Raw genomic sequence first — 11,923 nt, 5'->3', positions numbered from 1 at the left:
ACGCCCTGAGGCGCATCAAGCTGGAGTCATGACGAGTGCCGCCCTCCGCAGCAGGGCGTGGAAGTTCCTGGAGCTGGTCACGACGCCACTGCTGCCGTCCGACTACCTCGACCTGGTCAGCCCCCTCAGGGCGGGCGCTGACCTGCGCGGCCGCATCGAGGCCGTGCACCGCGAGACAGACGATGCCGCGACCATCGTGATCCGGCCCGGCAAGGGCTGGCGCGGTCACGTCGCCGGACAGTACGTCCGGGTCGGCGTGGACGTCGACGGCGTCCGGCTGTGGCGCGCCTACTCGGTGACGTCGCCGACCAGCCGCGCGGACGGCCGCATCACGATCACCGTGAAGGCCATCCCGGACGGCAAGGTCAGCAACCACCTGGTCCGCAGGGCGAAGCCGGGCACGGTCATCCAGCTCGACCAGGCCACCGGCGAGTTCGTGCTGCCGGAGACCACGCCCGCGAAGGTCCTCTACCTCACCGCCGGCAGCGGCATCACGCCCGTGATGGGCATGCTGCGCGACACGAGGCTCGCCGACGTCGTGATGGTCCACTCCGCGCCGCGCAAGGAAGACGTGATCTTCCGCAACGACCTGCACGACCTGGTCGCGGACGAGGCCCTCACCCTCGTCGAGCTGCACACCGACACCCACGGCATGCTCGACGTCGCCGAGCTCGAGAAGCTCGTGCCCGACTGGGCCGAGCGCGAGACCTGGGCCTGCGGGCCGGCCGGTCTCCTGGACGCCGCCGAGGCCCACTGGGCCGCCCACGGCATCGCCGACAAGCTCCACACCGAGCGCTTCCGCCCGACCGTGGTCGTGGCGGGCGAGGGTGGCGAGGTCACGTTCGGCAAGACCGGCAAGACCGTCGAGGCCGACGGCGCCACGCCGCTGCTGAACGTCGGCGAGGAGGCGGGCGTGCTGATGCCGTCCGGCTGCCGCATGGGCATCTGCTTCGGCTGCGTGACGCCGCTGAAGTCCGGCGCGGTCAGGGACCTGCGCACCGGCGAGATCACCGAGGCCGAGGACGGCGTGCTCGTCCAGACCTGCGTGTCCGCCGCGGCGGGCCCCTGCGAGCTCGAACGCTAGCCGGCGCACCCCACCACAGACGTTTCCTTCTCCGCGAAGTGGCCACCCCCCAGCCACGGACCCCTCGAAAGAGAGCTTCATGACCGCCATCGACCCCACCGCGCACCTCACCGACGAGCAGATCGAGGAGCTCGGCCGCGAGCTCGACGCGATTCGCGACGAGATCATCGCGAGCCGTGGTGAGAAGGACGCCGCCTACATCCGCAAGGTCATCTCCGCGCAGCGCAAGCTGGAGCTGACGAGCCGCGGCATCCTGCTGTTTTCGTTCTTCCCGCCGGCCTGGATCATCGGCACCGCCGGCCTGTCCGTGGCGAAGATCATGGACAACATGGAGATCGGTCACAACATCCTGCACGGCCAGTGGGACTGGATGCGCGACCCGAAGATCCACTCCACCACCTGGGAGTGGGACCACGTCTCGCCGGCCGACCAGTGGAAGCACTCGCACAACGAGCTGCACCACACGTACACGAACGTGATCGGCAAGGACAACGACCTCGGCTACGGCATCATGCGCGTCGACGAGGACCAGAAGTGGCACCCCATGCACCTCGGGCAGCCGGTGTGGAACTTCATCAACGCCTGCTTCTTCGAGTACGGCATCGCCGCGTACGACCTGGAGCTGGGCAAGAACCTGCACAAGCGCCGCCGCAAGAACCCCGAGTTCCGCGCGCGGGCCAAGGCCGTGGGCCGCAAGATCCGCAAGCAGGTGCTCAAGGACTACGTGATCCACCCGCTGCTGTCGGGCCCGTCGTTCCTGACCACGCTCGCCGCGACGTTCACCGCGAACCTGATCCGCAACCTGTGGTCGCACTCGGTGATCATGTGCGGTCACTTCCCCGAGGGAGTGCAGGTCTTCGAGCGCCGCTCCATCAAGGGTGAGACGCGCGGCCAGTGGTACCTGCGCCAGATGATGGGCTCCGCGAACATCAGCGGCAGCAAGGCGATGCACTTCATGACCGGCAACCTGTCGCACCAGATCGAGCACCACCTGTTCCCGGACCTGCCGAGCAACCGGTACGCCGAGGTCGCGGTCAAGGTGAAGGCGCTGTTCGAGAAGTACGAGCTGGAGTACGTGACCGGCCCGCTGCCCAAGCAGGTCTTCTCCGCGTGGCGCAAGGTGTTCCGCCTGTCGCTGCCGAACCGCAAGCCCAAGGTGAAGGCGCCGAGCCGCGACAAGGAGCTCGTCGCGGCCTGACGACCGGACATGGACTAGACGAATAGCGGTTCAGATCTTTCGGCCGTACCGGCGGGCACGCCGGAACCGGTGAGATTCCTCCGTGGGGCCCGAGACGTTGTACCCCTGCTGCTCGATCGGGCCCTCCGACGGAGGAACCTATGCGAAGGGTCTACGTCGTCGCGGCCGCCCTGCTCACGGCCGCGACGATCCACACGCCTGCCTCGAACGCGGCCCCGGAGGCCGCGGCGGCGATCACCGAGACCGTCTACGTCGAGTCCACGATCGACAGTGACGCGGACGGCAAGCCCGACCGGATCGCCGCGGACGTCATGCGGCCGGACACGCCGGGCCGGGTGCCGATCGTGATGGAAGCCAGTCCCTACTACGGGCTGGGTGGCGCGGCGGCGTCGTCGGCGGCGCTGCCGCGCGGCTTCGGCCGCTGGTACGACGAGTACTTCGTGCCGCGCGGGTACGCCGTGGTCGAGATGGAGATGCAAGGCACCTCCCGCTCGACCGGCTGCCCGACCAGCGGTGGTCCCGAGGACACCGCGAGCGTCCGCGCGGTCGTGGACTGGCTCAACGGCCGGGCGAAGGCGTTCTACGCGGACGGCCGGGAAGCGGTCGCGAGCTGGAGCACCGGCAACGTCGGCATGCTCGGCGTCTCCTACAACGGCACGCTGCCCAACGCGGCCGCCGCGGCGAACATCCCCGGTGTGAAGACGATCGTGCCGATCGCCGCGATCTCGAGCTGGTACGAGTACGCCCGCGACCAGGGCATCGGCTACAAGGGCTGGGAGTCGAACTACCCGTCGTTCCTCGCCGGCTACGTCGTGAGCGCGGCGCAGAAGGCCAGGTGCAAGCCGGTGTTCGACAAGCTCGCGGCCCAGGACGGCGACGAGTCCTGGGACTACACGTCGTTCTGGAAGACCCGCGACTACCGGCCGGGGGCGCAGAACACGACGGCGTCGGTGTTCGTCGTGCACGGCCAGGCGGACTGGAACGTCAAGCCGTCGCAGTTCGGCCGCTGGTGGAAGGAGCTCGCGGACCGCGGTGTGCCGCGCAAGATCTGGCTGCACCGCGGCGGTCACCTCGACCCGATCTCGTTCCGCCAGGCCGAGTGGCAGCGCGTGATGGGCCTGTGGATGGACCACTGGCTCAAGGGCGCGAACAACGGGATCATGAACGAGCCCATGGCCGACGTGCAGAAGCCCGACGGCAGCTGGGAGCAGGCGGCGTCCTGGCCGCGCCCGGACACGAAGAACACCACGCTGTACTTCGGTCCCGCGTCCGGTGGCATGTCCGGTTCGCTGACCACCACCGCGGCCGGCAGCGGCACGCAGCGCCTCGCGAACAACGCGAACATCAGCGAGGCGAGCATGATGGCGAACCCGGAGACCGCGACCTCCGGCCGGCTCGCCTACGTGACGGCGCCGCTGACGAAGGCCGCACGGCTGTCCGGTGAGGTCAGCCTGACCGTCCGCGTCGCGTCGAACCGCGCGTCGGTGCCGCTCACGGCGCTGCTGGTGGACTACGGCCCGAGCACCCAGGCCGTGCTGTCCGAACGCAGCCCGCTGCAGCTGTCCACCGAGGTCTGCGGCAAGAACGACCTGCGCGACCGCACCGGCTGCGCGCGGCCGCCGGACGTCTCGCTCCAGGCCGTCACGGCGACGATGCTGACCAAGGGGTCGATCGACGCGAAGAACCGCCTGTCGCTGGAGTCCGCGACCGCGTTGCCCACCGGCGGGACCACCGCGGACGTGACCTGGAAGCTGCACGCCAGGGACGCGCTCATCCCGGCGGGGCACCGGATCGGCATCGTGCTCGTCACCAACCACAACGCCTACATCGCCTCGGACACCGCGGCGAGCGGCGTCGCGCTCGACGTGTCGCTGGGCGCCAGCAAGGTGGTGCTGCCGATCGTCGGCGGAACGGTGGGCTGACCGGGGAGCCGGGGCCCGCGCACTTCACCTCGCGCGAGCCCCGGCTTCACTAACCTGGCGCGATGCTGCTCGCGGCCATCCCGAGCCCGACCCAGGGCGTCTGGCACCTCGGTCCCGTGCCGATCCGCGCCTACGCGTTCTGCATCATCGCGGGCGTCCTCGTCGCCGCCTGGCTGACCGAACGCCGCTACGTCCGGCGCGGCGGCAGGCCCGGCGTCGTCGGTCAGATCGCGACGTGGGGCGTCCCGTTCGGCATCGTCGGCGCCCGGCTCTACCACGTGGCGACGACGTGGCAGCCCTACTTCGGCCCCGGCGGCGATCCCGTGAAAGCCCTCCACATCTGGGAAGGCGGCATGGGCGTGTGGGGCGCGATCGCCCTCGGCGCGCTCGGGGCGTGGATCGGTGCGAAGCGCGCGGGCGTGGCGCTGCCTCCGCTGGCGGACGCCGCCGCACCGGGAATCGCGCTGGCCCAGGGCATCGGCCGGCTCGGCAACTGGTTCAACAACGAGGTCTACGGCGCCCCGACCGACCTGCCGTGGGCGTTGACGATCCACGAGTGGGACCTTCGGGCCGGCCGCGCGGTCGTCGGCGCGGACGGACAGCCGGTGGTGCTGGGGACGTTCCACCCGGCGTTCCTGTACGAGCTGCTGTGGACCTTCGGCGTGGCCGCCGCGGTGATCTGGGCGGACCGCCGGTTCCGGCTCGGCCACGGCCGCGCGTTCGGCCTGTACGTGGTGCTCTACACCCTGGGCAGGCTGTGGATCGAGGCGCTGCGGATCGACGCGGCGAACACGGTTCTGGGCCTGCGCCTCAACATCTGGACGTCACTGCTGCTGGGGCTGGGCGCCGCCGCGCTGACGCTGTGGTCGGCACGGCGGTACCCCGGTCGCGAGGACCTCGGGTCCGGTTCGGCGCCTCGGGCACGAACCGGCGAACGCGGAGTTCAGGCATGATCGACTGCGTGAGCGGCTACGACGCCGCTGCTGGTCGCCGGGGGGCGGGCATCGGCAAGACGCGCCTGGCGGCGGCCGCGGCGCACATGGCCGCCGAGGACGACGTCCCGGTCGTGCGCGGCCACGCCGTCGACGACCCCGGCATGCCACCGCTGTGGCCGTGGCGCCGGATCGCCCGCAACCCCGACCTCACCGTGCGCCGCCTTCGCCAGCGCCGCGACGACCGGCGCCGCCCGCGAACCGGGCCGCGCCGGCCACCCCCTCCCGCGCCACGACCGGCACCCCGGCCGCCCCTTCGGCCCGCAACGCCTCCGCCAGCGGCAGGTCGAGCCCGGCGTAGGTCGAGGCCCGGTCGGCGAGCACGCACTCGAAGGGGAACGCGGCGATCCGCGCGGCGAGCTCCAGCGCCGCGGGCAGCGCCTGACCGGGCTCGACCACGCGGTTGGCCAGCCCGATCGCCAACGCCTCGTCGGCGTGCACCGGCCGTCCGGTCAGGATCAGGTCCAACGCGCGACCCAGCCCGACGATCCTCGGCAGCCGCACGGTGCCGCCGTCGATCAGCGGCACGCCCCACCGACGGCAGAACACCCCGAACACCGCGTCGCTCTCCACCACCCGCAGGTCGGCCAGCAGCGCGAGCTCCAGCCCGCCCGCGACCGCGTAGCCGCTGACGGCGGCGATCAGGGGCTTGCCCAGCAGCAACCGCGTCGGCCCCATCGGGCCCGCACCGCCACCGGACGGGTCGAGCTCGTTGCGCCGCGCCGGATCACCGACCGAGCTCAGGTCCGCGCCCGCGCAGAACGTGCCGCCCTCGCCGGTGAGGACCGCGACCCGTTGCGAGGGATCGGCTTCGAACGCGAGGAACGCGTCCCGCAGTTCGGCCGCCATCGGACCGTCGACCGCGTTGCGCCGCTCCGGGCGGTTCATCCGGATCACCGTGGTGGTCCCGGTCGTCTCGACCCGCACGTCCATGTGACCTCCGAGATCATCGGTGGCGCCTGGCGCCCCGTTGTCGTCTACTGGCACGATGCCAATCGTCTCTCCCGGTTTCGCCGGGCGACGCCGGTCACCGGACGCGCAGCTCCCGCCCGGCCAGTACCTGGCGGAGGACTTCCCGGTCCTCACCGCGGGACCGACGCCCCGGGTCACGACCGACCGGTGGCAGTTCACCGTCAGCACGGAGGCCGGTCAGCGCCACGACTGGTCGTGGCAGCAGCTGATCGAGCTGCCGGCGGAGAAGGTCACGACCGACATCCACTGCGTCACCAAGTGGTCCAAGCTCGGCACCCGCTGGAAGGGCGTCTCGCTGGACGTGCTGCTGGAGGACGTGGAGACGGCCGCGGACTTCGCGCTCGTGCAGTCCTACGGCGGCTACACGACGAACCTGCCGCTGGAGGACCTTCTCGACGGGCAGGCGTGGATCGCCTACCGCTACGACGACGAGGAGCTCACGCCCGAGCACGGCGGCCCGGCGCGGCTGCTGGTGCCGCACCTGTACTTCTGGAAGTCGGCGAAGTGGGTCCGCGGGATCCAGTTGCTGCTCGAGGACGAACCAGGCTTCTGGGAAAGCGCGGGCTACCACGACTACGGAGACCCATGGCGCGAGCAGCGGTACCAGGGCGACTGACCTGGCGGGTGGCCCGGCTGGCCGAGGCCACCGACCTGACGAAGAGCGCGCGCAGCCTGGTGTTCGACGTGCCCGGCTGGCCCGGCCACCTGCCGGGGCAGCACGTCGACGTCCGGCTCACCGCCGAGGACGGCTACTCGGTGCAGCGCAGCTACTCGATCTCCTCCGCGCCGGACGGGGAGCGCGTCGAGCTGAGCGTGCAACGGGTCGCGGACGGCGAGGTGTCGCCGTACCTGTGCGACGTGCTGCCCGTCGGCGCCGAGGTCGAGCTGCGCGGCCCGGTCGGCGGCTGGTTCGTGTGGCGCGCGACCGGTCAGTCACCCGTGACGCTCGTGGCGGGCGGCTCGGGCATCGCGCCGCTGATGGCGATGGTCCGCACGCGTGCGGCCGAGGGCAGTCGCGTGCCGTTCCGGCTGATCTACTCGGTGCGCACGCCCGAGGACGTCTTCTACGCAGACGAACTGCGCCGCCGCGCCCGTGAGGACGCCGGTCTGGACGTGGCAGTCGTGTACACCCGGCAGGCCCCGGAGGGTTCTCCGGAGCCGCCGGGCCGGCTGGGTGTGGCCACCCTCAACACGCACGGATGGCCCGCCGAGTTCACCCCCGACGTCTTCGTGTGCGGACCCACCGGGTTCGTCGAGACGGTGTCCGACGTCCTCGTGGCGCTGGGGCACGACCCGCGCCGCGTCCGCACCGAACGCTTCGGCTGACAGGAGAGCACCGATGAGCGACGACCACGCCGGTGGCCACGTCGACGGCAACGCGCTGGCGGGAGACCTGCGGGAGATCTTCGCGGTGGACCTGACGGCGGCCACCGGGCAGTGCTCGGGCTGCGGCTACCAGGGGTCGGTGGCGACCCTGCGCGTCTACCGCAACGCCCCCGGCACCGTCGCGCGCTGCCCGCACTGCGAGGAGGTCGTGCTGCGGCTCGTTCGCGGCCGCGACCGCGCGTGGCTCGACCTGCGGGGCACCGTGAGCCTGGAGATCCCGCTGCCGTGACGACGACACTGACCTGCCGGGCGGTCCTGTTCGACATGGACGGCGTGCTCACCAACTCCACGGTCGCCGCCGAACGGGCGTGGACGCGGTGGGCGCACGAGTACGGCGTCGACCCGGCCGAGGTCCTGCGCGGCCTGCACGGCCGCCGCGCCACGGACACCGTCCGCCTGCACGTACCCGCCTCCGCGCACGCCGAGGCGCTGCGGCGGATCAACGACATCGAGACCGCCGACGCCGGCTCGACCACCGCGATCCCCGGAGCCCGCGAGCTGGTGGACTCGCTGCCGGGCAACTGGGCGCTGGTCACCTCCGCCCCGCCCGGACTGCTCGCGGTCCGGCTGGCCGCCGTCGGGATCCCGTTGCCGCCGGTGGTCATCAACGGCGACGACGTCACGCGCGGCAAACCGGACCCGGAGGGCTACCTGACCGCGGCGCACAAGCTCGGCGTGCCGATCGGGGAGTGCCTGGTCTTCGAGGACAGCGGCAACGGGATCGCGGCAGGTCTCGCCGCCGGGGCGGCCACCGTCGTCGGGGTCGGTGAGGACGCGCTTCGGACGCCGGCGCCGGTGGTGGTGCGGGATCTGCGTTCGGTCCGGTGGGCCGGTGACGGGGTCGAGGTGTCGGGGGAGCTCCGCCGGCCTTCGTGACCCCGACGGTCGCCCGCTCAGGGTTTCGGGGGCAGCGGCAACGCGGCGCGGTGGGTCCGGCCGCCGGTGCGGTTGGTGTGGGGTGAGGACGCGCTGCGCACGCTCGCGCCAGTGCGGGAACTGGGGTTCGGTCCGGTGGATCGCTGACGGCGCCACGGCACGAGGGATCTCCGCCGCCCCTCCCGAACCAAACGTCCGCCGAGATCTGGACTGCGTCCAGACCCCGGCACCGAACAGCGCGGTTCCACTGAAACTTGTCCGGTTTGACATGCCTGTTGCCTCCGAACGGCCGTAGCCCGACTGTTGAATCGTGTGCGTTGATGTGTGGGAGCGCTCTTACAACGTTGTAAAACGAAGGGGATCTTCGCCGATGAAGAAAGCCGCCCCCGTACTCGTCGCTCTGCTGCTGGCGTTGGGCATAGCGCCCGGGACGTCACCCGCGAGCGCCGCCGAGCCCGTGCACGGCCTGAAGGGCGAGTACTTCAGCATGTCGGCACCGGGCGCGCGGGACTTCGCGACGCTGGGTGGCACCGTGCTGGACGCCGACGTCAACCACGGCGACCTGACCGGTGTCTTCGGGTTCCTGAACGGCCGCACCGAACACACGACCGCCCGCTGGACCGGGCAGATCGCGGTGCCGCAGTCCGGCGACTACACCTTCCACGCCATCGGGGACAACGGGTTCCGGCTGCTGATCGACGACCAGCCGGTGATCGACCACTGGGTCGGCGACTGGGACCGCGAGCAGACCAGCGCGCCGGTGGCGCTCACCGCCGGGCGCCAGTACGCGTTCAAGCTGGAGATGTTCCAGGACACCGGCGGCGCCAACATGTTCCTGCGCTGGTCGAGCGCGACCACCGCCAAGCAACTCGTGCCCACGACCGCGTTCACACCGCCCCCGGACTTCCAGGTCGTGCCGCGCACGGCGGAGGTCTCCCGGGACGGGCGCACGCTCACCGCGGACTTCGGCGGTCGCGTCACCGGCACGCAGGACCTGAAGGACCACCTGCGGATCGAGGTCGACGCCACCCCGTTCCCGATCTCGCTCATCACCACGAGCCGCAACCGGGCGACGATCCGGCTGGGCGAGCGGGTGCTGAAGGGCCAGCGGGTCCGGATCTACTACGACGGTGCCGGAGCGCTCGCGGTCGACGGCAGGAAGGTCGCCAAGACCGCCCGCACGACCGGGAACGTCTCCACCGAACGGCTCCGGACGCCGTGGGGTGAGGACTTCGACGCGCGCAACCCGTTGCCGGAGTACCCGCGCCCGCAGCTCGAACGCGACAGGTGGCTGAACCTCAACGGTCCGTGGGAGTTCGCGGCCGCCAAGGCGGGCGAGCAGCCGGTGTTCGGCAAGAAGCTGCGCGAGAAGGTCGTGGTGCCGTACCCGATCGAGTCGCAGCTCTCCGGGCTGGAGCGGCACGAGGACCACATGTTCTACCGCCGCACGGTGTCCGTCCCGCACGACTGGCGGATCGGCGGCGGCCAGCGGCTGAAGCTCCACTTCGGCGCGGTCGACTACCACGCCAGGGTGTGGGTCAACGGCAAGCTCGTCGCGGAGCACACCGGCGGCTACACGGCGTTCAGCGCCGACATCACCGACGCCCTCAAGCGCGGTGAGCAGGAGATCGTCGTCGCGGTCACCGACACCACCGGGCCGCACCAGCCCAAGGGCAAGCAGTCGCCGAACCCCAGCGGCATCTTCTACACGCCGTCGTCGGGCATCTGGCAGACGGTGTGGATGGAACCGGTGGCGGAGCAGGGGATCGACGATCTCAAGACGACCCCGGACCTCGCCACCGGCTCGCTCACGGTCACCGTCCGGTCCGCCGGGAACGCCACCGTCACGGCCGTCGCCAGGGACGCCGGGGGCCGACAGGTCGGCACCGTCACCGGACCGGCGAACACGGACCTCAGGCTGCCCGTGCCGAACGCGCACCTGTGGACGCCGGACGACCCGTACCTCTACAAGCTCGACGTCACGCTGGGCCGGGACAGGGTCAAGAGCTACTTCGGCATGCGGTCCACCGGCGTCGCCAACGTCGGCGGCACGCCGAAGCTCACGCTCAACGGCAAGCCGATCTTCCACCTGATGCAGCTCGACCAGGGCTTCTACCCGGACGGCCTGAACACCGCGCCGAGCGACGAGGCGCTGGTCTTCGACCTGAAGGCGCAGAAGGACCTCGGCTTCAACTCCGTCCGCAAGCACATCAAGGCCGAGCCCGCCCGCTGGTACTACCACGCCGACCGGTTGGGACTCATGGTGTGGCAGGACTTCGTGTCCCTCGAGGACGGCAGCAACCCCGCCGCCCAGCAGGCCTTCGTCAAGGAGGGCCGCGAGCTGATGGACCAGCTGCACAACTACCCGTCCGTCTACTCGTGGATCGTGTTCAACGAGGGCTGGGGCGAGTGGGACCGCACCGTCACCGGCCAGATCGCCGACCAGGTGAAGGCGGCCGACCCGAGCCGGGTCGTCAACGCGCACAGCGGGGTGAACTGCTGCGCCTCCAAGGGGGACAGCGGCCGGGGTGACGTCATCGACCACCACGACTACAACAACACCGACCCGGCCCGCCCGGACGGCAAGCGCGTTGTGATGGACGGCGAGCACGGCGGCTTCACGCTGCGCACGCCGGGACACCAGTGGCCCGGCGCCCCGATCGCGATCTACAGCGGCGTGGCGGACAAGGCGGCGCTGACGGCGAAGTACGTCGACAACACCCGCACGTTCTACCTCGGCCAGGCCCGCGCGGAGATGTCCGCGTCGGTCTACACGCAGGTCACCGACCTCGAAGGCGAGCTCAACGGGCTCTGGACCTACGACCGCAAGCGCATCAAGGTCGACCCCGGTCCCGTCCGCGAGATCAACCGGCGGGTGATCGAGGCCGGTGCCGACGCCGGCAAGCCCTACCCGTACGCGGGCAGCGGCGAGTGGAAGCTCGACGAGACCAGGGGCAGCACGGCCGAGGACTCGACGGGCAAGAACCCGCTGACCCTCAGCCCGACCGGCGCCACGTGGAAGGACGGCGCGCTCGAACTCCGCAACGGCTCGGCGGAGACCTACGGCCCGGTCGTCGACACGACCGGGGACTACACCGTGTCCGCGAAGGTGCGGCTGGACGAACTGCCCGGCAACTACGCCACCGCGGTGAGCCAGGACGGCCGTCAGGCGGAGAACCCCTTCTACCTGCAGTACGGCCAGGGCGCCTTCGCGTTCAGCACGCCGGGCGGCAACCGCGCCCGGTTCGAGATCACGCCGGAGGTCGGCCGCTGGTACGAGCTCAAGGGCGAGAGGAGGGGCAGCGAGATCCGGCTCTACGTGGACGGCGCGCTCGTCGCCACCGCGACCGCCGGACCGGCCGTCGAGAGCACGGGCGCTCTGGCGGTCGGACGAGCCAAGTACAACGGCCAGAACGTCGACTTCTGGCGAGGTGCCGTGAAGGACGTGCGCGTCACCTCCTGATCACGGGAGAACGCTCTCCAGCGTGGTACA

The 11,923-nt window shown here is 71.0% G+C and carries 10 protein-coding genes; 9 read left to right on the top strand and 1 reads right to left on the bottom strand.

All coding sequences use genetic code 11. The annotated features are described in order from the left end of the window. Window positions 1-28 precede the first annotated feature (28 nt). From V1227_RS10030 to lgt, 4 genes are all read left to right on the top strand, one after another. The gene (locus tag V1227_RS10030; RefSeq protein ID WP_329792232.1) at window positions 29-1,084 is read left to right on the top strand and encodes a ferredoxin reductase; all 1,056 of its coding nucleotides are present in this window, start codon (window positions 29-31) and stop codon (window positions 1,082-1,084) included. A 79-nt stretch (window positions 1,085-1,163) separates the two neighbouring features. Beyond that, window positions 1,164-2,282, top strand: a complete 1,119-nt coding sequence (locus tag V1227_RS10025) for a fatty acid desaturase family protein (RefSeq protein ID WP_236218519.1) — start codon at window positions 1,164-1,166, stop codon at window positions 2,280-2,282. 140 nt (window positions 2,283-2,422) lie between these two features. Continuing rightward, window positions 2,423-4,204, top strand: a complete 1,782-nt coding sequence (locus tag V1227_RS10020; RefSeq protein WP_329792231.1) for a CocE/NonD family hydrolase — start codon at window positions 2,423-2,425, stop codon at window positions 4,202-4,204. Window positions 4,205-4,266: 62 nt separating this feature from the next. Next, window positions 4,267-5,157, top strand: coding sequence for a prolipoprotein diacylglyceryl transferase (lgt, locus tag V1227_RS10015; RefSeq protein ID WP_329792230.1), 891 nt, complete (start codon window positions 4,267-4,269; stop codon window positions 5,155-5,157). 189 nt (window positions 5,158-5,346) lie between these two features. Here the strand turns inward: lgt and V1227_RS10010 are convergent, their stop codons facing one another. After that, window positions 5,347-6,129: a crotonase/enoyl-CoA hydratase family protein gene (locus V1227_RS10010; protein WP_329793993.1), complete on the bottom strand. Its 783-nt coding sequence runs from the start codon at window positions 6,127-6,129 to the stop codon at window positions 5,347-5,349. A gap of 55 nt (window positions 6,130-6,184) precedes the next feature. Between V1227_RS10010 and V1227_RS10005 the strand changes: the two genes are divergently transcribed. From V1227_RS10005 to V1227_RS09985, 5 genes are all read left to right on the top strand, one after another. After that, a complete protein-coding gene (locus tag V1227_RS10005) occupies window positions 6,185-6,784 on the top strand; it encodes a sulfite oxidase-like oxidoreductase (RefSeq protein WP_329792229.1) in 600 nt (199 codons plus the stop codon). Beyond that, a complete protein-coding gene (locus tag V1227_RS10000) occupies window positions 6,754-7,494 on the top strand; it encodes a ferredoxin reductase (protein ID WP_329792228.1) in 741 nt (246 codons plus the stop codon). Before V1227_RS10005 ends, V1227_RS10000 begins: the two co-directional genes overlap by 31 nt. Window positions 7,495-7,507: 13 nt before the next feature. After that, the gene (locus V1227_RS09995; RefSeq protein WP_329792227.1) at window positions 7,508-7,783 is read left to right on the top strand and encodes a DUF6510 family protein; all 276 of its coding nucleotides are present in this window, start codon (window positions 7,508-7,510) and stop codon (window positions 7,781-7,783) included. Next, a complete protein-coding gene (locus V1227_RS09990; RefSeq protein WP_329792226.1) occupies window positions 7,780-8,430 on the top strand; it encodes an HAD-IA family hydrolase in 651 nt (216 codons plus the stop codon). The genes V1227_RS09995 and V1227_RS09990 overlap by 4 nt, the downstream gene beginning before the upstream one ends. Window positions 8,431-8,800: 370 nt before the next feature. Then, complete coding sequence (locus V1227_RS09985) at window positions 8,801-11,893, top strand: PA14 domain-containing protein (RefSeq protein ID WP_329792225.1); 3,093 nt, start codon at window positions 8,801-8,803, stop codon at window positions 11,891-11,893. The last annotated feature ends 30 nt before the right edge of the window (window positions 11,894-11,923 follow it).

It is taken from the genome of Lentzea sp. DG1S-22 (genome assembly GCF_036321065.1).
Lineage (GTDB): Bacteria > Actinomycetota > Actinomycetes > Mycobacteriales > Pseudonocardiaceae > Lentzea > Lentzea jiangxiensis.
The sequence above is the reverse complement of the archived record's forward strand: the minus strand, read 5'-3'. Positions and strand labels throughout refer to the sequence as shown.